Genomic DNA, 22,902 nt, shown 5'->3' on the forward strand with positions numbered 1-22,902 from the left:
TGGCGATCGTTCAGAAGGCCATGGTCGCCTTGATCAGGAAGGACCGGCCCGGCTCGTAGATCGGGTCGACGTTCGAGAATTCCTGGCCATAGGTCGTGCGATCGGCATAGGCCTGGTCGAAGACGTTGTTGACCTCGCCGCGCAGGGTCAGCCCGTTCACGAGATCCGGGGTGTATTCCGCATAGAGGTTCAGGGCCTGATAAGCTTCGAGTGAGCGATTGCCCTGGCTCACGAGGTCGTCATTTTCGAAGGCGGCTTCGACCGTGCTGCCGATCAGCAGGCCCATCGTCTCGAAACGGTGGGCAATCTCGACCGCGATCAACTGCCCGACCGGCGTCCCCAGATAGAGGCCCAGATCGGAATCACCCGGCTTGCCGTCGATGGTGAGATCGGTGTCGGTGTAGGAAATCCGTGCAAAGCCGGGCCCCCAGCTGTAGGCGGCCGACAGGGTGTAGCCTTCGGTTTCGAAATCGGACGTCAGTTCCGCCCCCCGGGTATAGTCGCGCCCCCCGCCGTTGGGGAGCGTCTCGTAGAAGGCTTCATTGCGAGCGTCCTTGAACCGGCTGCGGAACACCCCGGCCGCAAAGGTGAAGCCTTCATGCCGGTATTCTGCGCCGAGGGTCACATTGTTCGAGCGGACCGGCTTGATTCCCTGCGCATAGGTCCAGCGCTCACTCAAAATGAAGTTCTCAGCCAGCGTCACGCCACCGAAGACGTTCGAATAACCGGCTTTCAGCGTCAGGTCATCCCGAACGTCCCAGGCCACTGAGGCATTGCCGCTGAGGCCGGCATGGTCGATTTCGGTGCCGTTCACGCCTTCGAACCACTGCTGGTCGCCGCGCAGGCCGAAGGAGAGGCGCAGCGGGTCGATCGGCTGCAGGCGGGCCTGGGCATAGACGCCGACATTGGTCGCCGTCTCTGCCATGTCGCTGCTGCGGTCCTTGTACGAGGCTTCGTCGTCGTAGAAATCGACACCGGCGGTGACGCTGTCGTCGGGGGTGAAGAACATGCGGTTCTCGACCCGGCCCGACAGGCTGGTGGTCTCGCCATGGCTGTAGACGACCGTATCGTCGGGGCTGGGGACGCCCAGATCCGTCTCGTTCCAGCCCAGAACCACGCGCGGGTTCCACATCCCCTCGCGGGTCGTGTCCTCGTAGGTCGCGACCAGATTGCGGCGGCGGAGATCATAGAGCCGGTCGTCGGCCGGGCGGTTGGTCAGCCGGCCGATATTGGCGCGGAAGGGGCGAACCGAATCGTCCTGCACCTGCTCGCCCGAGAGTTCGAAGCGGTGGCCGTCGGCGCTTTCCCAGGCACCTTTCGCAAGGATGCTCTGCAGGGCGGCGCCGGTACCCGAGACCTCGCGGCCATTGCCGGCTTCGTAATTGTCGCCATCGGCCTGTTTGAAGAAGGCGAGCCCTTCGAAGCCGTCGGTGGTACGGCCATAGACCGACCCGCCCTTGGTGAAGGTGTTGCCGTTGCTGTCCCAACTGGTCGAGACATAGCCGCCGGCCATCTCGCCCGGATCGAGCAGGTCGGCGGCATCCGCCGTTTCATAGACGATGGCGCCGCCGAGCGCGCCCGGCCCGGCATCGGCGGGTGCGACGCCCGGATCCACCCGCACGGCCTTGAGCAGGGCCGGATCGATCAGCGTGGTGGCGTTGTGGTGGAAGACCTTGTTGTTCTGGCGGGCGCCGTCGATGGTGACCGCCAGATTGGTTTCCTCGATGCCCTGGACATAGATCTTCTGGGCGACCGGCTGGCCGCCGCCGACGGAGACCGTGGCCTCGCCCGCGAAGACGTCCTTGAGGGTCGCCGGGTTGCGCCGTTCCAGATCCTCACGGGTGACGGTCAGCGATCCGGCGCGGTCGGCGGCATTGCCAAAGGCATCGGCGCTGCGGGCACCCTGGACCATCAACGGGTCGAGGGTGGTGCTGCCGCCGGCGCTGTTGCCTGCGGCGGCCTCGAAGATCACCACGCCGCCGGCATCGAGCCGATGGGCGAGCCCCGTGCCCGCGAGCAGACGGTCGAGTGCCGCCGCCACGCTCAGCCGGCCGGAGACACCGCCGGTCGTGGCCTCGCGCACCAGATCGCCATGGGCCGAGACCTGGAGGCCCGCCTGACGACCGAAGACCGGCAGCGCATCGGCCAGTCTCTGGGCCGGGATGTCGAAATCATGCAGGGCGGCCTGTGTGGCCGTCTGTGCCCGTGCCGCGGTGGTCCAGGCTGCCCCCGTCGTCAGCGCCGTTCCCAGCATCAGTGCAGCCGCGACGGCCCGCCCGGCCGTATTGTTCTTCACCGTATTCATACCCCGACCCTTCGGATGCGTTCTTCGGCGTCGCCCGCCATATGCGTCATGGATTTTGCGCGTGCGACGCAGTTGCAGATGTCGATCCGTTGACGACGGCACCGGGGCCGGTGTTCAGATTTTTTTCGAGAGCAGCAGGATCCAGGGCGTGACCTCGATGACGCGGGCCCCCTGGGCAGCGGCGATGGCGTCGAGCGCGGCCCTGGGCCGGCGGAGGTCGTAGATGCCGGTCAGCGGCTGGCGGGCGAGCCCGTCATCGGTGAGCAGGATCATTTCGCGCGCATAGGGGCGCAGCGCGTCGACGACCCGGGTGACGGGCTGGTCGCGCACGATCAGCTGGCCTTCCGTCCAGGCGGCGACCTCGTCCGGGCGCAGACCGTCCTGGGCGAGATGACCGTCCGCCGCGACGATCAGCCGGTCGCCGGCGCCGAGCAGGCGCGGTTCAGGCCCGCCCGTCACCTCCACCCGGCCATGGCGTACCGCAACCGACACGCCCTGTCTGGTCTCCGCCACCTCGAAACCGGTGCCGTGGACGGTGACCGTCGCCCGACCGGCCGAGACCACGAAGGGGCGGGCAGGGTCGGGGGCCACGTCGAAATACGCCCGGCCCTGGATCAGATGGATTCGTCGGCCGGTGGCGTCGATGATGATGTCGACGGCGCTGTGCGGTGCCAGATCCATGCGGCTGCCATCGGCGAGCGCGATCTGGCGGGTTTCGGCAGTGCCGGTCGACTGATCGGCGAGATAACCCGGCAGCCATCCCGGCAGCACGGCAAGTGCGATGCCGGCCGCCAGGGCAAGACCGGCTGCCGCCATCCGTATCCTCCGGCGCGGACGGAGGCCGTGCACCGCTGCGCTGCGGGCCGGGCTTCCGGCGGGCACCGGCAGAACCTGTCCCATCAGCGCATAGGTCTGCACAATCTCTTCCCAGTCGCGCCGATGATCCGGATCGGCGGCAAGCCAGGCGTCGAACCGTCTCTGCAATCCGGTATCGCCGGGCGCATCGAGCAGGCGCACCAGCCAGTCCGAGGCCCGGACCGGCCTCTCTTCTCCGCGCATCGGCGCCTTCCCGTTCATCTGCGGCTCCCGAAACAGAAGACGTTCGGCGACCGGTTTTTGTTCAGATGAAAGGTCATCATTCCCGTCCCCGCAGGCGATGCCGGCAATGTTCGAGCCCGTCGGTCACCAGGGCATGGGCGAGGCCGGTGGAGATGCCGAGGCGCGCCGCGATCTCGCGGATGGTCAGCCCCTGCATGCGGTGAAGCTCCAGCGCCTCGCGGGTGCGGGCCGGCAGTTCCGCCATCGCCTCCGACAGGCGCCGGAGGTCCGATCGCGTCTCGGCCTCCGTTTCGGGCGAGGGATCATCCGCGGCAAGCCGGGCCATGGCCTCGCCCGGGTCGGCTGCACGGCGCAGGTGGTCGCGGCCGATGCGCCGGCGCAGATCCAGCGCCAGATTGCGGACGATCCGGAACAGATAGGCCCGGGGCTCGTCGAGCCGCCGCTCGGGCTCGGCCGCCTCGAAGCGCAGATAGGCGTCCTGGACGACATCCTCGGCATCGGCGCGCTCGCCGACGATGCGCGTGGCATAGCTCACCAGCGCGCCGCGATGGGCCAGGAAGGTGTCGAGCCGGTCGGGTTTCTGATCCAAGCCGAAGCCTGTGGCAAGAAGGATGATCGGCATCCCATAGCACGACCCGCAGCCATATTGCGACTAATTCTCAATGTTATGCCTCAGCGCGGGATCAGCTTCAGGCAGGCAAGGGCGGCAAGGGCACAGGCGGCGAGGGCGAGGCCGAGGCCGGCGGCATCGTCATGGGGCAGCAGGGCGGCGGTGGCCGCGATCACCGCCGATCCGCCCAGCTGAAAGAGGCCGAGCAGCGAGGATGCAGTGCCCGCGAGCATCGGTTCCAACTGCACCGCCCGGGTCATGACATTGGGCACCTGGATGCCGAGCCCGGCGCCGAACAGCGCCATCGGCGCCATGAGGGCGATGGCGGAGAGTGGCAGCAGCAGGGCGGCGGCGGCCATGGCGATACCGGCTGCGACCAGCACCAGCGTGCCGATCCGGATCATCCGGCGGCCGCCCAGGCGCAGCCCTGCGCGGCGCACCACCTGGGTCCCGGCCAGGAAACCCAGCGAGGGCAGCAGCGACCAGAAGCCGTAATGATCGGCGCGGATCCCAAGCGTGCCGATCAGCAGCACGGGGGCGAGGCCGACGAAAATGAACAGTCCGCCGAAGGTGAAGGTCAGCATCAGCCCATAGCCCCAGAAGGCGGGCATGCGCAGGAAGACACCATAGCCGGAGAGTACGCCGGTATGGCGGGCGCGGCTGCGGTCGGCAGCCGAGAGGGTCTCCGGCAGATGCAGCCGGCAGGTGATCCAGGCGGCGACGGCGGCAAGGGCGATCAGGCCGAAACTCCATCGCCAGCCGCCCAGGCGCTCGATCACCCCGCCGATCACCGGGGCGCTGCCGGGGGCGAGTGCCAGCGCCAGGCCCAGCGACGACATCGCCACCACCAGGCGCTCGGGCGGTACGGCATCGCGCAGCACGCCGCGGCCGACCACCGGCCCGGCGGCGGCGCCCAGCCCCTGGACGAAGCGGCAGACGAGCAGCTGGCCGGCATCGGCGGCGAAAGTGGCACCGATCGAGCCCAGCGTCAGCAGGCCGAGGCCGATCAGCAATGCCGGCCGCCGCCCGGCCCGGTCGGCGATCGGGCCGTAGAGCAGCTGGCCGGCACCATTGCCGATCAGGCAGATGGCGAGGGTCAGCTGGGCGGTGGCGGTGTCGGTGCCGAGATCGGCCGCGAGGGCTGCGAGCGACGGGAGATGGATCGTGCCGGCGCCCTGGCCGACGATCACGGCACCGATCACGATCCAGAAGGCCCAGCTGGCGGCGCGGTCGGGGGAGGGCGGCATCGGGGCTCCGGCAATCAGATCCGGTGGGGCGATCCCGCCGGGGCCCTCGACGATAGCCGCAGGCATCCCCGGCCGACAAGCCGGAGGGTTGCATGCTCAGGCAAGGCGGGCGGCGGCTGCGTCCACCAGGCGGCGGCGGGCGGCGATCCGGCCGGCAAAGGCGGTCTCGACCATGGTCAGCACGGCGGGCGGGGCCAGTTCCGGGCGACCTGATCCCATCGGCGGCTCCGGTGCGTATTCGATGGCAAGCTCGGCCGCGGCGGCGATCTCGGGGCCGGCGATGCGGGCGGCGAGGGCGAGAGCGATGTCGATGCCGGCGGTGACGCCGCCGCCGGTCGCGACCGGCCCGTCGATCACCACACGATCGGCCGACGGCTCGGCACCCAGCGCCGCCAGCAGCGGCCGCGAGGCCCAGTGGGTGGCGGCCCGCCGGCCACGAAGCAGGCCGGCCGCCCCCAGCACCAGGGCGCCGGTGCAGACCGAGGCCACGCCGAATTCAGCGGCCTGGGCGCGGCTGCGGACGAAATCCAGCACATCCGGGCGGTCGAGCAGGGCGTCGACGCCGCCGCCGCCGGGGATGATCAGCAGGTCGAGCGGCGGACAGTCGGCGATGCTGGCCTGCGGGGTGATCATCAGCCCGCCATCGGCTGCGACCGGCTGATCATCCAGCCCGATGGCGACCGGCGCCCAGCCGGGCAGGCGCAGAAACACCTCCCACGGACCGATCATGTCGAGCGCGGTGAGGCCGGGGAAGATCAGCAGCCCGGCGCGGTGGCGGATGGCGGTGTCGGTCATGGACGGGGCACTCCTTCAGGGATGGGTGCCGCTATGCTGCCGCGCCGACCCCTTGGCCGAAAGGTCATCAACTCCTCTTTTTCGGCACGGCGATGATGTAGGATCGGGGGGTGGCGCGATCCCGGAGGGCATCCATGCGCGAGATCCTGTTCCTGAGCTTTCCCGGTGCCCAGCTGCTGGACGTGACCGGGCCGTTCCAGGTCTTTGCGACCGCCAATGATCTGGCCCGGCTGGGCGGGCGGCCGGCACCCTATCGGCTGCGTCATGCGGCGGGGGCCGGCGGGCCGGTGGAGACGACCTCGGGCATGCAGCTGCTGGCCGAACCGGCGGCGGTGCTGAGAGAGGCCCGGCCGCATACCCTGATCGTTGCCGGTGGCGACGGGGTGAACGCCGCCGGGCGGGATGCGGCCTTCCTCGATCTTCTGACCACGGGGGCGGGGCGGGCGGAGCGGGTGGCGTCGGTCTGTTCGGGGGCGCTGCTGCTGGCGGCGGCCGGCCTGCTGGAGGGGCGCCGGGCCACCACACATTGGTGCCGGACGGATGAATTCCGACGGCGCTTTCCCGCGGTACGGCTGGAGCCGGACCAGATCTGGGTCCGGGACGGACCGGTCTGGACCTCGGCCGGCATCACCGCCGGGATCGATCTGGCGCTGGCGCTGGTGGAGGCGGATGAAGGCCAGGCCCTGGCCCGGGCGGTGGCCCGCCAGCTGGTGGTGTTCCTGCGCCGGCCGGGTGGTCAGTCGCAGTTCAGCCCGCTGGTGCCGGAACCCGTGACGGCGCCTGAAGGCGGTTTCCTGCAGCTGCGCATAGACGCGACCGCCGACCCGACCGCCGATCTCACGGTGCCGGCGCTCGCCGAACGGGCGGGGATGAGCCTCAGGGCCTTTTCCCGCGCCTTCCATGCGGAAGTGGGCGAGACGCCGGCGCGCTGGGTGGAGGGTATGCGGCTGGATGCGGCCCGCCGGGCGCTGGAGGCGGGCGCCGCCTCGATCAAATCCGTGGCGGTCCGCAGCGGTTTCGGCGATGACGAGCGGATGCGCCGGGCCTTCCTTCGGCGGCTGGGGGTGACACCGGAGTCTTACAGGTCACGTTTCGGGAACCGCCCTGAAAATCCTGCGATGGCGGCCGATCAGGCAAGGTTGTAATGTGCGGCATGCGGCACCGCATATCGGCGCCGCGCTCCGAAACCTCGTGATGCAGAATCGAGGACCAGATGAAGACCGTGCTGCGCATTGCGGCGCTGATCGCCCTGACCGCCTGGAGCGGGACGGCAGCGGCCAACACCTTCTCGCTGACCATTGTGAACAAGACCGGATCGGTGCTGGAGGCGTTCTATACCTCGCCGGTGGGCGAGGATGACTGGGAGGAAGACATGCTCGGCGACGAGGTGATCGCCCCGGGCAAGCAGAAGACCATCCGCTTCAAGGACGACCGCAATGTCTGCAAATACGACATGCGGTTCGAGTTCGGCGGCGGTGATCTGGAACCGCTGGAAGACACGCAGAATCTCTGCGACCTCGGCACCTATACGATCACGGAATAAGGGCTGTCCGGGTGGGGCGTCAGCGCATCCACCCGGCCGCCACCTGCGGCACCGGGCTGGTGCTGCCGGCATGCCAGTCATGGGATGCGGCGAAGGCGCGGAACAGCGTGGTCGCCTCGTCGGGCGCGCCATGCCAGGCGAGGCCGATCAGCCGGGTCGGCTCGTAATCGACGATCGGGATCATGGCGATGCCCGGCCGCTCGAAGCTCTGCGGCATCAGGGCGAGCCCCAGATCGGCGGCGACCAGGGCCACGGTCCATTCATCCTGGGTGGAGCGGTGGACGATGCGCGGACGGGCGCCGCCGGCCAGGAAATTGCGCCGGATGTCGCCCATCAACTCGCAATGCCGCCTCAGGATGAAGGGCAGGCCGTCGAGTTCCGGGATGCGCAGCTGGCTGCGCCGGGCGAGGGGGTTGCGTTCCGAGACGGCAATGCGATAGCGGTCGCGGAACAGGGGCGCCGCCTGGGCGCGGTCGGCATCGTCGGCGATGCGGGTGATGGCGGCATCGATCCGGCCGGCGGTGAGCGCCTCGTCGATCTCGGGCACCGTGCCCTCGAACAGGTCGACATCGACATCGCGCTGACCATCGGCGAACTGGGTGAGCAGGGCCGCGATCCGCTCCACCGGCAGGGTCTTGAGCACGCCCAGCCGGAAACCCTGCCGATCGGCACCACGCCGCGCCGCCTGCTCGGCAATGGCGGCTTCCTGCAGGATCACCCGCGCATGGGGCTGAAACCGCTGCCCCGCCTCGGTCAGCTCCACCCGCCGCGCCCGCCGGATGAAGAGCGGCGTGCCGAGCCCGTCCTCAAGCTTGCGGATGCCGGCCGACAAGGTCGGCTGGGTCACGAACACCCGCTCTGCCGCCTTGGTGAAGCTGCCGGTCTCCGCCACCGCCAGAAAATATCGGATCTGATACAGGTCCACGCTACCGGTCCGATGGAGATGGTGATGTTGCCAGGTGGCCGGGGAGGCGCGAGCCTCCCCAAGCCGCCATTGCGGCGGCGGCCAAGGGCGCGGCAGCGCCCGCCCGGCGAGGGCCATACATATAGACGCTATCGATGCGTCGCATGAAAAGATACAATTTCGTCTATGGGCGAGCCACTGCTATGGTTCGACCCGAACCGGAGCTGCCGCACCTAAGACGGACGCCCGGGAAGCCTCGATGGACACGAACCCCCATGCCGGGAACACGCGGTCGCACCAGCGGGTGCCGGCCGGGCATGTCGGAACGATCCCGAGGGAAGAGGGAGTGACCGCCCATGACCATCACCCTGGCCGAGGCCGAGCGCCTTTTGCCGGCACATGAGCTGCCGGAGTTCCGGGTCCAGGATCCCGATTTCGAGGCGCGCGTCCGGGCGAGCTTCGACGCGCAGGCGATCATGCGCACCATCGGTGCCGTCATGACCGTCTGTGCCCCGGGGATCTGCGAGATCGAACTGCCCTGGTCCGAGATGGTGACCCAGCAGGACGGTTTCTATCACGGCGGCATCGTCGGCGCGGTTGCCGACAGTGCCTGCGGCTATGCCTGCCACACCTTGATGCGGCCCCAGACCCGCGTGCTGACGGTCGAATACAAGCTGAACCTGATGGCACCGGCGGTCGGCCGCAAGCTGATCGCGCGTGCCCGGGTGCTCCGGTCGGGGCGGACGCTGTCGGTCGCGCAATGCGACGTGTTCGGCGATCGCGACGGCCGGCCGGTTTTCTGTGCCGCCTCTCAATCGACGCTGATCGAGGTTGGCGAAGCCTGAGTCACCCCGGCCGTGCCGCCCAGGGCGCCCGGTCGGGATCCAAGGGAGACGATCCAGATGCTGTCGAACTATCCGACGCTGAACTTCGATCTGGGCGAGACCGCCGACATGCTGCGTCAGACCGTGACCAGCTTCTCGGCCCAGGAGATCGCGCCGCGCGCGGCGGAGATCGACCAGACCAACGACTTCCCGGCCGATCTGTGGAAGAAGATGGGCGATCTGGGCCTGCTCGGCATGACCGCCGAAGAGGAATACGGCGGCACCGGTCTCGGCTATCTGGAACATGTGATCGCGATGGAAGAGATCAGCCGCGGCTCGGCCTCGGTGGGTCTCTCTTACGGGGCGCACAGCAATCTCTGCGTCAACCAGATCAGCCGCAACGGCAATGAGGAGCAGAAGCGGCGCTATCTGCCCAAGCTGATCTCGGGCGATCATGTGGGCGCGCTGGCGATGAGCGAGCCCGGCGCCGGCTCCGACGTCGTCTCGATGCGGCTGAAGGCCGAGAAGAAGGGCGACCGCTATATCCTGAACGGCACCAAGATGTGGATCACCAACGGCCCCGATGCCGATACGCTGGTGGTCTATGCCAAGACCGATCCGGAAGCGGGCCCGCGCGGCATCACCGCCTTCCTGATCGAAAAGGGTTTCAAGGGCTTCTCGGTCGCCCAGAAGCTCGACAAGCTGGGCATGCGCGGCTCCAACACCGGCGAGCTGGTGTTCGAGGATTGCGAGGTGCCGGAAGAGAACGTGCTGGGGGGCGTGAACAAGGGCGTCCATGTGCTGATGAGCGGGCTCGACTACGAGCGCGCGGTGCTGGCCGCCGGCCCGCTCGGCATCATGCAGTCCTGCATGGACGTGGTGCTGCCCTATGTCCACGAGCGCAAGCAGTTCGGCCGCCCGATCGGCGAATTCCAGCTGATGCAGGGCAAGCTCGCGGACATGTATGTGACGCTGAGCGCCACCCGCGCCTATGTCTACTCTGTGGCCAAAGCCTGCGACCGGGGTGAGACCACGCGCAAGGATGCCGCCGGCGCCATCCTCTACGCGGCGGAAAAGGCGACCTGGATGGCGCTGGAAGCGATCCAGGCCCTGGGCGGCAACGGCTATATCAACGATTATCCCACGGGGCGCCTGCTGCGCGACGCCAAGCTCTACGAGATCGGCGCCGGCACGTCCGAGATCCGCCGCATGCTGATCGGCCGCGAGCTGTTCGGCGAGACGGCGTGACCGATGGGGGCAGCCCGCGCCGGCCGATGACGGCCGGCGGGGCGCGCTGCCCGTGCAGGGGCCCGCGATAAGAGAGATCGAGGAGAGCAGACGTCATGACCACCGCCACCGATCCGATCGTCATCGTCGGCGCCGCCCGCACGCCCATGGGCGGCTTCCAGGGCGAGCTTAAGGACCTGACCGCTTCCGAACTGGGTGCCGCGGCGATCCGCGCGGCCCTGACCCGCGCCGGCGTCGATGCCGCCGATGTCGAGGAAGTGGTGATGGGCTGCGTGCTGCCCGCCGGCCAGGGCCAGGCGCCCGCCCGTCAGGCCTCGCTCGGCGCCGGCCTGCCGCTGGATGCCGGCTGCACCACCATCAACAAGATGTGCGGCTCTGGCATGAAGGCCGCCATGTTCGCCCATGACCAGCTGCTGGCCGGGTCCAACACCGTGATGGTGGCCGGCGGCATGGAGAGCATGACCAACGCCCCCTATCTGCTCGACAAGGCCCGCGGCGGCTATCGCATGGGCCATGGCCGGGTGATGGATCACATGTTCCTGGACGGGCTGGAGGATGCCTACGACAAGGGCCGCCTGATGGGCACCTTCGCCGAGGACACCGCCCGCCATTACCAGTTCACCCGCGAATCGCAGGACGACTTCGCGATCACCTCGCTGAAGCGCGCCCAGAAGGCGGGCGAGGACGGCAGCGCCGCCGTCGAGATCACCCCGGTCAGCGTCAAGACCCGCGGCGGCACGGTCGAGATCGGCATCGACGAGCAGCCGCGCAAGGCCAATCTCGACAAGATCCCGACCCTGCGCCCGGCCTTCGCCAAGGACGGCACGGTGACGGCCGCGAATTCGTCGTCGATTTCCGACGGGGCCGCGGCGCTGGTGCTGATGCGGGCCTCGGAAGCCGAGCGTCGCGGCCTGACCCCGCTCGCCCGGATCCTCGGCCATGCGACCCATGCCCAGGAGCCGGCCTGGTTCACCACCGCGCCGATCGGTGCCATGAACAAGCTCTTCGCCAGGACCGGCTGGTCGGCGAAGGATGTCGACCTCTACGAGATCAACGAGGCCTTCGCGGTCGTCACCATGGCGGCGATGAAGGAGCTGGATCTCGACCACGAGCGGGTGAACATCTATGGCGGCGCCTGCGCCCTGGGCCACCCGATCGGGGCCTCGGGCGCGCGCATCCTGGTGACCCTGCTCAACGGCCTGAAGCGCAACGGCATGACCCGTGGCGTGGCCAGCCTGTGCATCGGCGGCGGCGAAGCGACAGCCATGGCCGTCGAGCTGATGAACTGACCAGACGCCATGCCCGGCCGGCCGCAGGGATGCGGCCGGCCGGATCCGATCGCGGCGACAGGCATCCCCACCCCCTCTCCAGCCTGTCGCCGCCGGCCCCGCCGCCGCCGTCCGATGCGGCCCGACCCCCGGTCCCCACTGGCCGGTGGCGGCGGTCAAGCCCGACGAGACCATCTGCCGGAGCGCTTTCGATGATCCTCACCGAAGAGCAGAAGATGATCCGCGACATGGCGCGGGACTTCGCCCGGAGCGAATTGCTCCCCCATGCCGCCGAGTGGAGCCGCGAACACGCCTTCCCGCGCGAGGCGCTGGCCAAGATGGGCGAACTTGGCCTGCTCGGCATGATCGTGCCCGAGGAATGGGGCGGGGCCGGCGCCGACAACGTGTCCTATGCGCTGGCGATCGAAGAGATCGCCGCCGGTGACGGCGCCACCTCGACCATCATGAGCGTGCATACCTCGGTCGGCTGCATGCCGATCCTGAAATTCGGCACCGACGAGCAGAAGCGCCGCTTCCTGCCCGATATGGCCCAGGGGCGCAAGATCGGCGCCTTCTGCCTGACCGAGCCCCAGGCCGGATCGGATGCAAGCGCGCTCAAGACCCGGGCGGTGTTCGAAAACGGCGTCTGGTCGCTGAACGGAACCAAGCAGTTCATCACCTCGGGCGCCAATGCCGATGTCGCCATCGTGTTTGCGGTGACCGACCCGGCGGCGGGCAAGAAGGGCATCTCGGCCTTCATCGTGCCGACCGACACCCCCGGCTACAAGGTCGGACGGGTGGAGGAAAAGCTGGGCCAGCACGCCTCCGACACCTGCCAGATCATCTTCGAGGATCTGAAGCTCACCCCCGATCTGATGCTCGGCAAGCCGGGCGAGGGGTACAAGATCGCGCTGTCGAACCTGGAAGGCGGCCGCATCGGCATCGCGTCCCAGTCGGTCGGCATGGCGCGGGCGGCGCTGGACTATGCGGTGCAGTACGCCCAGGAGCGCGAGAGCTTCGGCGTGAAGATTTTCGAGCATCAGGCGGTGTCGTTCCGCCTGGCCGACATGGCGACCCAGGTGGAAGCGGCGCGGCTGATGGTGGTGCGCGCGGCCCAGATGCGCGATGCCGGCCTGCCCTGCCTGAAGGAAGCCTCGATGGCCAAGCTCTTCGCGTCAGAGATGGCGGAGCGGGTGTGCTCGTCGGCGATCCAGACGCTGGGCGGCTATGGCTATCTGGCCGAGTATCCGGTGGAGCGGATTTACCGTGATGTCCGCGTCTGCCAGATTTACGAGGGCACCAGCGACATTCAGCGGCTGGTGATTGCCCGCGCGCTCGCCGCCTGAGTGCCGGACTGATCGAAACGAGGGGGCGACCGGGCCGCACAAGACCCGGCGCCACCGGTGCGGAGGAGACGCCCCGACCATGGCCGAGCCGATCGACTTCTATTTCGACTTCACCTCGCCCTATGGCTATATCGCCGCCCACCGGATCGAGGACGTGGCCGGCCGCCACGGCCGGGCGGTGCGCTGGCACCCCTTCCTGGTGGGCGCGGTGTTCAAGCTGACCGGCACCCGCGCTGCGATCGAGGATCCGCTGAAGGGCCCCTATGCCCGGCGCGATTTCATGCGCTCCGCCAGGCTGGCCGGGCTGCCGCTCAACATGCCGTCGACCTTCCCGTTCAATCCGGTCGCCGCCTCGCGCGCCTTCTATTGGGCCGATGCGATCGATCAGGAGGGCGCGAAGCGTCTGGCGCTGAAGATCTACGACAAGGTCTTCGTGACCGACACCGGCCCGGTGACGCCGGAAGCCGTTGCCGATACCGCCGCCGAGGCCGGGTTCGACCGCGAGGCCTGCCTTTCAGCCCTCGGCTCCGACGAGATCAAGGCGAAGCTCCGTGCTGCCGGCGATGCCGCGGTGGCGCGCGGGGTTTTCGGCAGCCCCTTCTTCCTGGTCGATGGCGAGCCCTTCTTCGGGGCCGACCGTCTGCCGCAGGTGGATCGCTGGCTGGAAACCGGCGGCTGGTGAGCATGCCCGACCACCGCCATCCGGCCACGGCTGCCTGATTCCGTCTTCAGTCTGGCTCCGTCTTCAGTCGGACCCTGTCTTCAGTCCGTCTCCGTCCTCAGTCCTAGACGTCCGGGAACCTGCCTGCCATGCGACAGATCAGAAGCGCGGTGAACACCCGCTCCGACGAGTTCCGCGACAATGCCGCCCATATGCGTGCCCAGGTCGACGACCTGAAGGCCAAGGTCGCCGGGATTGCGGCGGGCGGCGGCGAGGCGGCGCGGCAGCGCCATGTCTCACGCGGCAAGCTGCTGCCGCGCGACCGCGTGCGGGCGCTGCTCGATCCCGGCTCGCCCTTTCTGGAGCTGTCGCAGTTCGCGGCCTTCGGCATGTATGGCGAAAACATTCCGGGCGCCGGCATCATCACCGGCATCGGCCGGGTGTCGGGCGTGGAATGCGTGATCGTCGCCAATGACGCCACGGTCAAGGGCGGCACCTATTACCCGATGACGGTGAAGAAGCATCTGCGCGCCCAGGAAGTGGCGATGCAGAACCGGCTGCCCTGCATCTATCTGGTCGACAGCGGCGGCGCCAACCTGCCGCAGCAGGACGAGGTCTTCCCCGACAAGGAACATTTCGGCCGGATCTTCTACAACCAGGCCCATATGTCGGCCATGGGCATCCCGCAGATCGCGGTGGTGATGGGCTCGTGCACCGCAGGCGGCGCCTATGTGCCGGCGATGTCGGACGAGACCATCATCGTCCGCAACCAGGGCACCATCTTCCTGGGCGGCCCGCCGCTGGTGAAGGCCGCCACCGGCGAGGTGGTGACGGCCGAGGATCTGGGCGGCGCCGATGTGCATTCCCGCACCTCGGGCGTGACCGACCACTATGCCCAGAACGATGCCCATGCGCTGGAGATCGCCCGGCGGATCGTCGCCAATCTGAACTGGCGCAAGCCCGCCTCGCTGGCGCTGGCCAGGCCCCGTGATCCGGCCTACGACCCGTCGGAGCTGGGCGGCATCATCCCGCGCGATTCCCGCAAGCCCTATGACGTGCGCGAGGTGATCGCCCGCGTGGTCGACGGCTCGGAATTCGACGAGTTCAAGGCGCTTTACGGCACGACGCTGGTCACCGGCTTTGCCCATCTCTACGGCTATCCGGTCGGCATCGTCGCCAATAACGGCATCCTGTTCTCGGAATCGGCCCAGAAGGGCGCGCATTTCATCGAGCTTTGCGCCCAGCGCGGCATTCCGCTGATGTTCCTGCAGAACATCACCGGCTTCATGGTCGGGCGGAAATACGAGAGCGGCGGCATCGCCAAGGACGGCGCCAAGATGGTGACCGCGGTGGCCTGTGCCCAGGTGCCGAAATTCACCATGCTGATCGGCGGCAGCTTCGGCGCCGGCAATTACGGCATGTGCGGCCGAGCCTACAGCCCGCGCTTCCTGTGGATGTGGCCCAATGCCCGCATCTCGGTGATGGGCGGCGAGCAGGCGGCGAGCGTGCTGGCCCAGGTGAAGCGCGACGCCATGGAAAAGCGCGGCCAGGATTGGGATCCGGCCGAGGAAGACGCCTTCAAGGCGCCGATCCGCGAGCAGTACGAGGTGCAGGGCCATCCCTATTATTCCTCGGCGCGGCTGTGGGATGACGGCATCGTCGACCCGGCCGATACCCGCCGGGTGCTGGGGCTGGGGCTGTCCGCCTCGCTCAACGCGCCCATCGAGCAGACGCGCTTCGGCGTGTTCCGCATGTGACGGACGCCCTCTCTCCCCGCCAGCCTCCGTCCCTGCCAGACAGCCAATCGAGGATGCCCGGACGATGACCGATACCTCTCCCGTTGCCGTGGTCGTCTCGACCGATGACCGGGGTGTCGCACGCGTCACCATGGCGCGGCCCGAGATCCATAACGCCTTCGACGACAAGCTGATCGCGGAGCTGACCCGGATCTTCCGGGCGCTGGATGCCGATCCCGCGGTGCGGGTGGTGGTGCTGGCCGCCGAGGGCAAGAGCTTCTCGGCCGGTGCCGACCTGAACTGGATGCGGCGCATGGCCGGGTACAGCCGGGACGAGAACCTGACCGATGCCGGCGCGCTGGGGGACATGGTCCGGGCGCTGAACGATCTGTCGAAGCCGACTCTGGCCCTGGTACAGGGGGCGGCCTATGGCGGCGGCGTCGGGCTGGTTGCGGCCTGCGACATCGCGATCGCCACCCCGCGGGCCAAATTTGCCCTGACCGAGGTGAAGCTCGGCATCATCCCGGCGGTGATCAGCCCCTATGTGATCAACGCAATCGGCCTGCGCTGGGCCCGGCGGCTGTTCGTGACCGCCGAGGCGATCGATGCCGACCGGGCGTGCGAAATCGGGCTGATCCACGAGGTGGTCGCGGCCGAGGAGCTGGAAGCGGCGGGTGAGCGGCTGGTGCAGCTGATGCTGGCCAACGGCCCCGAGGCCATGGCCGCCGCCAAGGACCTTGCCTTCGCCGTGGCCGGCCGGCCGATCGACGACAGGCTGGTGGCCGATACCGCCGCCCGCATCGCCGACCGCCGCGCCTCCGACGAGGGGCGCGAGGGGCTCTCGGCCTTCCTTGAGAAGCGCACGCCCTCCTGGCGTGGCTGACGCCCGGCCCAGACAGATTTTCCGTCCTTCACGCCAAGACTTCAGAACCGGGGACCGACACGCATGTTCGGCAAAGTCCTGATCGCCAACCGCGGTGAGATCGCCTGCCGCGTGATCCGCACCTGCCGCCGGCTCGGCATCGCCACCGTGGCGGTCTGTTCCGAGGCCGACCGCACCGCCGCCCATGTCGAAATGGCCGACGAGGCGGTGCTGCTGGGGCCCGCACCGGCGCGCGACAGCTATCTGAAGGCGGATCTGATCCTGAAGGCGGCCCGCGACACCGGCGCCCAGGCGATCCACCCGGGCTATGGCTTCCTGTCCGAAAACGACGCCTTCGCCGAGGCCTGCGCCGCGGCCGGGGTGGTGTTCATCGGCCCGCCCGCCGATGCGATCCGGGCGATGGGGTCGAAGAGCGCCGCCAAGCGGATCATGGAAAAGGCCGGGGTGCCGCTGGTGCCCGGCTATCACGGCGAGGATCAGGATCCGGAGCTGCTGCTGTCGGAAGCCCGCCGGATCGGCTGGCCGGTGCTGATCAAGGCCACCGCCGGCGGCGGCGGCAAGGGCATGCGCGCGGTGCATTCCGAGGCGGAATTCCCCGCGGCGCTGGCCGGCGCCAAGCGCGAGGCGGCGGCGAGCTTCGGCGACGACCGGGTGCTGATCGAGAAATACCTGGTGACGCCGCGCCATATCGAGATCCAGGTCTTCGCCGATCAGGCCGGCAATGCCGTCTATCTGTTCGAGCGCGACTGCTCGATCCAGCGCCGGCATCAGAAGGTGGTGGAAGAGGCCCCGGCGCCGGGTATGGACGAGGCGACCCGACGCGCCATGGGTGAGGCGGCGGTGAAGGCCGCCCAGGCGATCGGCTATGTCGGTGCCGGCACGGTCGAGTTCATCGTCGACGCCTCGCCCGAGGGCAAGGGCGCCTTCTACTTCATGGAGATGAACACGCGGCTGCAGGTGGAGCATCCGGTGACCGAGGCGATCACCGGCCAGGATCTGGTCGAGTGGCAGCTGCAGGTGGCCGATGGCCGGCCGCTGCCGCTGGCCCAGGACGAGCTGACCATCAACGGCCATGCGATCGAAGTCCGGCTCTATGCCGAGGATCCCGATGGCGACTTCCTGCCGGCGACCGGCCGGCTGGCCCATCTGGTGCCGCCGGTGGGGCCGGGGGTCCGGGTCGACAGCGGCGTCCGCGCCGGTGACGAGGTCTCGATCCATTACGACCCGATGATCGCCAAGCTGATCGTCCACGGCGCCGACCGGGCCGAGGCGATCCGGCGGTTGCAGGCGGCGCTGGCCGATTACGAGGTGGCCGGCCTCAAGACCAATCTCGCCTTCCTGCGCCGGGTGGCGGCCCATCCGGCCTTCGCCGCCGCGGAGCTCGACACCCGCTTCATCGAGCGCCACCGCGCCGATCTGCTGCCCGGGCCGGTGCCGGTATCCGACCGGGTGCTGGCGACCGCAGCCCTCTACCGGCTGCTGGTGCTGGCCGGTGCCACGGCGGAACGGGCGGCGGCATCGAGCGATCCTTACAGCCCCTGGGCGATCGCCGATGGCTGGCGGATGAATGCGGTCAGCCATGTCGATGACCACTTCCGCGACGGCGAGCGCGAGATTGCGGTACGCGTGCACTTCCATGCCTCAGGCTATGGCGTGTCGGTGAGCGAGGGGCCGGAGCGGCCGGTCCGCGCGACCATCGAGGCCGATGGCCGGATGATCGTCGATCTGGACGGTCACCGCTTCACCGCCCGGGTCGCCGAGGCCGGTGCCCGGGTCCATGTCTGGGCGGCGGGGGAGCATGCCGCGGTCGAACGCTTCGACCCCTTCGCCTTCACCGGCGACGAAGGGGCGGGCGGCGGCCGGCTGGTCGCGCCGATGCCGGGCAAGGTGGTGCAGGTGCTGACCGAGGCGGGTGCCGCGGTCACCAAGGGCACGCCGCTGATCGTGCTGGAGGCGATGAAGATGGAACACACCATCGCAGCCCCGGTCGACGGCACGGTCGAGGCGGTCCATTATGCCGCGGGCGATCTGGTCGAGGACGGGGCGGAGCTGATCGCCTTCACCCCGGCCGAGAGCAAAGCCTGAGCAATTCCAGACGGAGGACGAGATCATGGCCCTGCCTTCCGAGGTCCGGATCGTCGAGGTCGGCGCGCGCGACGGCCTGCAGAACGAGAAGGAGGTCGTGCCCACGGCCGTGAAGATCGAGCTGATCGAGCGTCTGGCCGCGGCCGGCCTGCCGGCGGTGGAGGCGACCGCCTTCGTCAGCCCGAAATGGGTGCCGCAGATGGCCGACCATGCCGAGGTGATGCGTGGCCTGACCCGGCGGCCGGGCACCCGTTACCCTGTGCTGACCCCCAATCTGAAGGGGCTCGAATCGGCACTGGAGGTGGGGGCCGACGAGGTTGCGGTCTTCGGTGCCGCATCCGAAGCCTTCAGCAAGCGCAATATCAACTGCACCATCGCCGAAAGCCTGGAACGTTTCCGCCCGGTGGTGGAGCGGGCCCGCGAGGCGGGTGCCCAGGTGCGCGGATATGTCTCCTGCGTGCTCGGCTGCCCCTATGAGGGCGAGATCGACCCGGCGAAGGTGGCCGAGGTGTCGAAGGCGCTCTACGAGATGGGCTGCTACGAGGTCTCGCTGGGCGACACGATCGGCACCGGCACCGCCGGCAAGGTGAAGAGGCTGATCGACACCGTCTCGGCCGTGGTGCCGCGCGACCGGCTGGCGGTGCATTTCCACGACACCTATGGCCAGGCCCTGGCCAATATCCTGGCGGCGCTGGAAGAAGGCATCGCCGTGGTCGATGCCTCGGTCGCAGGCCTCGGCGGCTGCCCCTATGCAAAGGGGGCGACCGGCAATGTGGCGACAGAGGACGTGCTCTATATGCTGAACGGCATGGGCATCCGCACCGGCGTCGATTTCGATGCGGTGCTGCAGGTCGGCTGGTTCATCTCGGACCAGCTGGGCCGGCCGCCGGCAGGGCGGGTGTCGCGCGCGCTGCGTGCGAAATGCGAGGCTGCCTGACCGGCCGTGCCCTCCGCCCCCCGCGCCATGTCGACCCTGATTTCAGTCGCCCTGCCGCCGATCGTCTCGGCGGCAGGGCTTCTGCTTGCCGTGATCGCCCCCGGGATCTTCGGGGCGGCGGCCCCGGCCTGGCAGGCGGGCGGGCTTGCCCTCGCCATGCTGGTGCTGGTCGCGACCGCGGCAGCACCCGAGGCCTATGCCGCGATCCTGTTCTTCGCCGGTGCCGCCATTCTGGGTGTGGCGCCACCCGACACGGTGTTCTCGGGCTTCCATTCCGGGGCCTTCTGGCTGGTGCTCTCGGGCCTCGTCTTCGGGGCGGCGGCGCGTCATGCCGGGCTGGCCGACCGTCTGGCCCGCCAGGCGGCGGGTGTGTTCGGCACGTCTTACGCGGCGCTGATCGCCGGCATGGTGGCGGCGGGCGTGCTGCTCGCCTTTCTGGTGCCGGCAGCGGTGGGGCGGGTGGCGCTGCTGGTGCCGATCGCGCTGGCCCTGGCCGAGCGTGCGGGATATGACGCCGGCCATCCCGGCCGCACCGGGCTGGTGATGGCGGCGGCGCTGGGTACCTTCTTTCCGCCCTTCGGGATCCTGCCGGCCAATGTGCCGAACATGATCCTGACCGGTGCGGCGGAAACGCTCTACGACCATCATTTCAGCTATGGCGGCTGGCTGGCCCTGCATTTCCCGGTGCTGGGCATCCTGAAGGCGGTGCTGCTGGTGGTGCTGCTGGTGCGGTTGTTTCCGGCCCCGCCGCCGCGGGAGGCCGGCGCGATGGCGCCGGGTGCGGCGGCCGATCCGCGGGCGCTGGGCCGGCTGGCGCTGATCCTGGGCGCAACGCTGGTGCTCTGGGCGACCGACTGGCTGCACGGGTTGAAGCCGGCCTGGGTCGGCCTTTCGGCTGCGGCCCTGATCCTGACCCCCGGCCTGCGTCTGGTGCCGGCGGACTTCATCCGCACCGGCCTGCCGGTCGGCACGCTGATCTTCATCGCCGCCATGCTGTCGCTCGGCGCCGTGATTTCGGCGGCGGGGCTGGGCGATGCCATGGGCGGTGTGATGATTGATCTCGCCGGTTTCGAACCGGGGGCGGATGCGATCAATGTCTACAAGCTGGGGCTGATTTCGACGGCGGTCGGGCTGCTGGGCTCGCTGCACGGAACGCCGGCGATCCTGACACCGCTGGCCGGCCGTCTGGCGGAGGCGACCGGGCTGTCGCTCGATACCGTGCTGATGACCCAGGCGCTGGGTTTTTCCACCGCCCTGCTGCCCTATCAGTCGCCGCCGGTGATCGTGGCACTCGGCCTGGCAGGCATCGGCCAGGGCCCGGCGGCACGGGCGATGATTGCGCTGGGTCTTGCCACCATGCTGCTGCTCTGGCCGCTTGATCTCGTATGGTGGACCATTATCGGCCGGATCTGAGAAAGGCCGCCATCCGACTGCAGAATGGACGTGCCCGGACTCTTGGCGGGCGCGATAGCCGTGTTATGATTCAATCGTAATGCGACATTGTTTACGATTGGAAGCAACTAATGGTGTCGTCGGATCTGCGAAGACCCGGTCATGGCGCTCGACCGGCCGCCGAAGTCTATGAGCAGGCCATGGCCGGCGCGGATTTCCCGCTGTTCGAGAGCATCGGCTATCTGGTGCGCGACGCCCATCGGGCCTATCTGCGGGCTATGCAGATGCGGGTGGCGGATACCGAAGTCACCATGGGCATGTGGTTCTTCCTGCGCATCCTGTGGCAGGAAGAGGGGATCACCCAGCGCGACCTCAGCCGGCGCATCCGGATGATGGAGCCGACGACGGTCACGGCGCTCCGGCTGATGGAGCGCCGCGGTCTGGTGCGCCGCGAGCGCGACGTGCATGACCGCCGCCGCAGCCTGGTCTATCTGACCGATCGCGGCCGGGCGCTGCGCCACGAATTGCTGCCCTGTGCCGCCGAAACCAATATCGCCGCCATCGACGGCCTGGCCAGCTGCGAGATCGATGCCCTGCGCGAGCTGCTGGTGCGGGTGATCGCCAATCTGGATCGCGACATCGCCGAACGTGGCGCCGACCCCGAGGTGGTCGAGGACGAGATCGCCGATCGCGGGAGCTGAGCGCCCGGAATCCCCCTGTCACGGCAGGTAATTTTATTACCCATTCTTCCGGACGCTTTCGAAGGGAAAATGACGCCGAATTGGCGGCCGGCAACTTTCCCTCTATTTCAGACAGGCATGCGGAGGGCGATTGAAAGCCCTGCGGCGCGGTGACAGATTGACTCCCAACAGCAACAGAATTCGCTTCGGCGAAGACAGTCGGCTATCTTGGGAAGATGGCCGGAGGGGAGAAAACATGTCCGTATTTTCTTGTGCCGCGTTCGACGGTCACGAGCAGGTGGTCTTCGGCCATGATCCCGAAACCGGGCTGAAGGCAATCGTCGCCATCCATTCCACCGTGCTGGGGCCCGGCGTCGGCGGCTGCCGGATGTGGGCCTATCCGGACGACGCGTCTGCCGTGACCGATGTGCTGCGGCTCGCACGGGGCATGACCTATAAGAATGCCATGGCGGGGCTGGATTTCGGTGGGGCGAAGGCCGTTATCCTGGGCGATGCCCGCCGCGACAAGACGCCGGCGATGATGCGCGCCTTCGGCCGCTTCGTCGACAGCCTGGCCGGCCGCTACATCACGGCCGAGGATGTCGGCATCGGCACCGACGACATGGCCCATGTGCGGCGGGAAACCGGCCATGTTCTGGGCCTGGCCGAGACCAGCGGCGACCCGTCGCCCTTCACGGCACTGGGCGTGTTTCTGGGCATCCGCGCGGCGCTGGCCCATGCTCGCGGCAGCGACGACCTGACCGGGGTGACCGTGGCGGTCCAGGGGCTGGGCCATGTGGGGGCCGATCTGGCCCGGCGGCTGCACGAGGCCGGCGCCCGGCTGGTGGTGGCCGATATTCACCGCGATGCCACCGACCGCGTGGCGGCCGCCACCGGCGCCCGCGTCGTCGATCCGGCGGTGATCCATGCCGAGCCGGTCGATGTTTATGCCCCCTGCGCCCTGGGCGCCGTGCTGAACGACCGCACCATTCCCGAGATCAGGGCGGGGATCATTGCCGGTGCCGCCAATAACCAGCTGGCGGAACCGCGCCATGCCAGGATGCTGGCCGATCGGGGCGTGCTTTATGCCCCTGATTACGTGATCAATGCCGGCGGCGTGATCAATATCGCGGTCGAGCACGGACCGACGGGGTATGACGCGGCGCGGGCCACGGCCCTGGTTCATGGCATCGGCGACACCATGTCGCGGATCTTCGCCGAGGCGGCCAGAACCGGCCGCACCACCGCCGAGGTGGCGGATGCCATGGCCGAGGCGCGCATCCGGGCGGCTGCCGCGAAGAAGAAGGCGGCCGACGCGGCCTGAATGCGGGCTGGGGGTGTGCCGATCGGTCGCGGGGGTAAAACTCGCGGTCGCAATC

20 protein-coding genes are annotated in these 22,902 nt (G+C 68.7%); 14 read left to right on the top strand and 6 right to left on the bottom strand.

Annotation, left to right across the window (positions count from 1 at the left end; all coding sequences use genetic code 11):
- Nucleotides 1–10 precede the first annotated feature (10 nt).
- From P7L68_RS08920 to P7L68_RS08940, 5 genes are all read right to left on the bottom strand, one after another.
- A complete protein-coding gene (locus P7L68_RS08920; RefSeq protein WP_372004277.1) occupies nucleotides 11–2,305 on the bottom strand; it encodes a TonB-dependent receptor in 2,295 nt (764 codons plus the stop codon).
- A 114-nt stretch (nucleotides 2,306–2,419) separates the two neighbouring features.
- A complete protein-coding gene (locus P7L68_RS08925) occupies nucleotides 2,420–3,382 on the bottom strand; it encodes a FecR domain-containing protein (protein WP_372004279.1) in 963 nt (320 codons plus the stop codon).
- A gap of 58 nt (nucleotides 3,383–3,440) precedes the next feature.
- The gene (locus tag P7L68_RS08930; protein WP_372004280.1) at nucleotides 3,441–3,986 is read right to left on the bottom strand and encodes a sigma-70 family RNA polymerase sigma factor; all 546 of its coding nucleotides are present in this window, start codon (nucleotides 3,984–3,986) and stop codon (nucleotides 3,441–3,443) included.
- A 50-nt stretch (nucleotides 3,987–4,036) separates the two neighbouring features.
- A complete protein-coding gene (locus P7L68_RS08935; protein WP_372004281.1) occupies nucleotides 4,037–5,221 on the bottom strand; it encodes a multidrug effflux MFS transporter in 1,185 nt (394 codons plus the stop codon).
- 96 nt (nucleotides 5,222–5,317) lie between these two features.
- A complete protein-coding gene (locus P7L68_RS08940) occupies nucleotides 5,318–6,016 on the bottom strand; it encodes a DJ-1/PfpI family protein (RefSeq protein WP_372004283.1) in 699 nt (232 codons plus the stop codon).
- Nucleotides 6,017–6,150: 134 nt separating this feature from the next.
- On the opposite strand from P7L68_RS08940, the gene P7L68_RS08945 reads away from it, so the two are divergent.
- Together P7L68_RS08945 and P7L68_RS08950 are read left to right on the top strand one after the other, a co-directional pair.
- Nucleotides 6,151–7,161 (top strand): GlxA family transcriptional regulator, encoded by a 1,011-nt coding sequence (locus P7L68_RS08945; protein ID WP_372004285.1) that lies wholly within the window; start codon nucleotides 6,151–6,153, stop codon nucleotides 7,159–7,161.
- 68 nt (nucleotides 7,162–7,229) lie between these two features.
- Nucleotides 7,230–7,559 (top strand): hypothetical protein, encoded by a 330-nt coding sequence (locus P7L68_RS08950; protein ID WP_372004287.1) that lies wholly within the window; start codon nucleotides 7,230–7,232, stop codon nucleotides 7,557–7,559.
- 19 nt (nucleotides 7,560–7,578) lie between these two features.
- Here P7L68_RS08950 and P7L68_RS08955 read toward each other — a convergent pair whose 3' ends face one another.
- Nucleotides 7,579–8,484 carry a LysR family transcriptional regulator gene (locus P7L68_RS08955; protein ID WP_372004288.1) on the bottom strand — a complete coding sequence of 302 codons (906 nt, stop codon included), beginning with the start codon at nucleotides 8,482–8,484 and terminating at the stop codon, nucleotides 7,579–7,581.
- A gap of 335 nt (nucleotides 8,485–8,819) precedes the next feature.
- Here P7L68_RS08955 and P7L68_RS08960 point away from each other — a divergent pair, with 335 nt between their 5' ends.
- From P7L68_RS08960 to P7L68_RS09015, 12 genes are all read left to right on the top strand, one after another.
- On the top strand, nucleotides 8,820–9,308 hold the full coding sequence (locus P7L68_RS08960; RefSeq protein ID WP_062764716.1) for a PaaI family thioesterase: 489 nt from the start codon (nucleotides 8,820–8,822) through the stop codon (nucleotides 9,306–9,308).
- Nucleotides 9,309–9,365: 57 nt separating this feature from the next.
- Nucleotides 9,366–10,535: an isovaleryl-CoA dehydrogenase gene (locus P7L68_RS08965; RefSeq protein ID WP_372004290.1), complete on the top strand. Its 1,170-nt coding sequence runs from the start codon at nucleotides 9,366–9,368 to the stop codon at nucleotides 10,533–10,535.
- A gap of 95 nt (nucleotides 10,536–10,630) precedes the next feature.
- Nucleotides 10,631–11,824, top strand: a complete 1,194-nt coding sequence (locus tag P7L68_RS08970) for an acetyl-CoA C-acetyltransferase (protein ID WP_345959839.1) — start codon at nucleotides 10,631–10,633, stop codon at nucleotides 11,822–11,824.
- 191 nt (nucleotides 11,825–12,015) lie between these two features.
- On the top strand, nucleotides 12,016–13,149 hold the full coding sequence (locus P7L68_RS08975) for an acyl-CoA dehydrogenase (RefSeq protein ID WP_372004292.1): 1,134 nt from the start codon (nucleotides 12,016–12,018) through the stop codon (nucleotides 13,147–13,149).
- Nucleotides 13,150–13,228: 79 nt separating this feature from the next.
- Nucleotides 13,229–13,831: a 2-hydroxychromene-2-carboxylate isomerase gene (locus P7L68_RS08980; RefSeq protein ID WP_062764706.1), complete on the top strand. Its 603-nt coding sequence runs from the start codon at nucleotides 13,229–13,231 to the stop codon at nucleotides 13,829–13,831.
- A 128-nt stretch (nucleotides 13,832–13,959) separates the two neighbouring features.
- Nucleotides 13,960–15,567, top strand: coding sequence for a carboxyl transferase domain-containing protein (locus tag P7L68_RS08985; RefSeq protein WP_372004294.1), 1,608 nt, complete (start codon nucleotides 13,960–13,962; stop codon nucleotides 15,565–15,567).
- A gap of 64 nt (nucleotides 15,568–15,631) precedes the next feature.
- Nucleotides 15,632–16,429, top strand: coding sequence for an enoyl-CoA hydratase/isomerase family protein (locus tag P7L68_RS08990; RefSeq protein ID WP_372004296.1), 798 nt, complete (start codon nucleotides 15,632–15,634; stop codon nucleotides 16,427–16,429).
- Nucleotides 16,430–16,492: 63 nt separating this feature from the next.
- Nucleotides 16,493–18,514: an acetyl-CoA carboxylase biotin carboxylase subunit gene (locus tag P7L68_RS08995; protein WP_372004298.1), complete on the top strand. Its 2,022-nt coding sequence runs from the start codon at nucleotides 16,493–16,495 to the stop codon at nucleotides 18,512–18,514.
- Between the two features lie 25 nt (nucleotides 18,515–18,539).
- Entirely contained in the window at nucleotides 18,540–19,451 is a 912-nt protein-coding gene (locus P7L68_RS09000; protein ID WP_372004300.1) for a hydroxymethylglutaryl-CoA lyase, read from the top strand.
- Between the two features lie 6 nt (nucleotides 19,452–19,457).
- Entirely contained in the window at nucleotides 19,458–20,864 is a 1,407-nt protein-coding gene (locus tag P7L68_RS09005; protein ID WP_372004301.1) for an SLC13 family permease, read from the top strand.
- A gap of 179 nt (nucleotides 20,865–21,043) precedes the next feature.
- The gene (locus P7L68_RS09010) at nucleotides 21,044–21,544 is read left to right on the top strand and encodes a MarR family winged helix-turn-helix transcriptional regulator (RefSeq protein WP_372004303.1); all 501 of its coding nucleotides are present in this window, start codon (nucleotides 21,044–21,046) and stop codon (nucleotides 21,542–21,544) included.
- A gap of 235 nt (nucleotides 21,545–21,779) precedes the next feature.
- Nucleotides 21,780–22,847 (top strand): Glu/Leu/Phe/Val dehydrogenase, encoded by a 1,068-nt coding sequence (locus P7L68_RS09015; protein ID WP_372004305.1) that lies wholly within the window; start codon nucleotides 21,780–21,782, stop codon nucleotides 22,845–22,847.
- Nucleotides 22,848–22,902: the final 55 nt, after the last annotated feature.

This window comes from Tistrella mobilis, from assembly GCF_041468085.1.
Taxonomy (GTDB): domain Bacteria; phylum Pseudomonadota; class Alphaproteobacteria; order Tistrellales; family Tistrellaceae; genus Tistrella; species Tistrella mobilis_A.

Coding starts and splice junctions, on each gene's coding strand:
- P7L68_RS08925 (WP_372004279.1), bottom strand. CDS start 3,382: ATGAACGGGAAGGCGCCGATGCGCGGAGAAGAGAGGCCGGTCCGGGCC.
- P7L68_RS08950 (WP_372004287.1), top strand. CDS start 7,230: ATGAAGACCGTGCTGCGCATTGCGGCGCTGATCGCCCTGACCGCCTGG.
- P7L68_RS08920 (WP_372004277.1), bottom strand. CDS start 2,305: ATGAATACGGTGAAGAACAATACGGCCGGGCGGGCCGTCGCGGCTGCA.
- P7L68_RS08940 (WP_372004283.1), bottom strand. CDS start 6,016: ATGACCGACACCGCCATCCGCCACCGCGCCGGGCTGCTGATCTTCCCC.
- P7L68_RS08935 (WP_372004281.1), bottom strand. CDS start 5,221: ATGCCGCCCTCCCCCGACCGCGCCGCCAGCTGGGCCTTCTGGATCGTG.
- P7L68_RS08970 (WP_345959839.1), top strand. CDS start 10,631: ATGACCACCGCCACCGATCCGATCGTCATCGTCGGCGCCGCCCGCACG.
- P7L68_RS08985 (WP_372004294.1), top strand. CDS start 13,960: ATGCGACAGATCAGAAGCGCGGTGAACACCCGCTCCGACGAGTTCCGC.
- P7L68_RS08945 (WP_372004285.1), top strand. CDS start 6,151: ATGCGCGAGATCCTGTTCCTGAGCTTTCCCGGTGCCCAGCTGCTGGAC.
- P7L68_RS08990 (WP_372004296.1), top strand. CDS start 15,632: ATGACCGATACCTCTCCCGTTGCCGTGGTCGTCTCGACCGATGACCGG.
- P7L68_RS09015 (WP_372004305.1), top strand. CDS start 21,780: ATGTCCGTATTTTCTTGTGCCGCGTTCGACGGTCACGAGCAGGTGGTC.
- P7L68_RS08995 (WP_372004298.1), top strand. CDS start 16,493: ATGTTCGGCAAAGTCCTGATCGCCAACCGCGGTGAGATCGCCTGCCGC.
- P7L68_RS09010 (WP_372004303.1), top strand. CDS start 21,044: ATGGCCGGCGCGGATTTCCCGCTGTTCGAGAGCATCGGCTATCTGGTG.
- P7L68_RS08965 (WP_372004290.1), top strand. CDS start 9,366: ATGCTGTCGAACTATCCGACGCTGAACTTCGATCTGGGCGAGACCGCC.
- P7L68_RS08930 (WP_372004280.1), bottom strand. CDS start 3,986: ATGCCGATCATCCTTCTTGCCACAGGCTTCGGCTTGGATCAGAAACCC.
- P7L68_RS08975 (WP_372004292.1), top strand. CDS start 12,016: ATGATCCTCACCGAAGAGCAGAAGATGATCCGCGACATGGCGCGGGAC.
- P7L68_RS08960 (WP_062764716.1), top strand. CDS start 8,820: ATGACCATCACCCTGGCCGAGGCCGAGCGCCTTTTGCCGGCACATGAG.
- P7L68_RS09000 (WP_372004300.1), top strand. CDS start 18,540: ATGGCCCTGCCTTCCGAGGTCCGGATCGTCGAGGTCGGCGCGCGCGAC.
- P7L68_RS08980 (WP_062764706.1), top strand. CDS start 13,229: ATGGCCGAGCCGATCGACTTCTATTTCGACTTCACCTCGCCCTATGGC.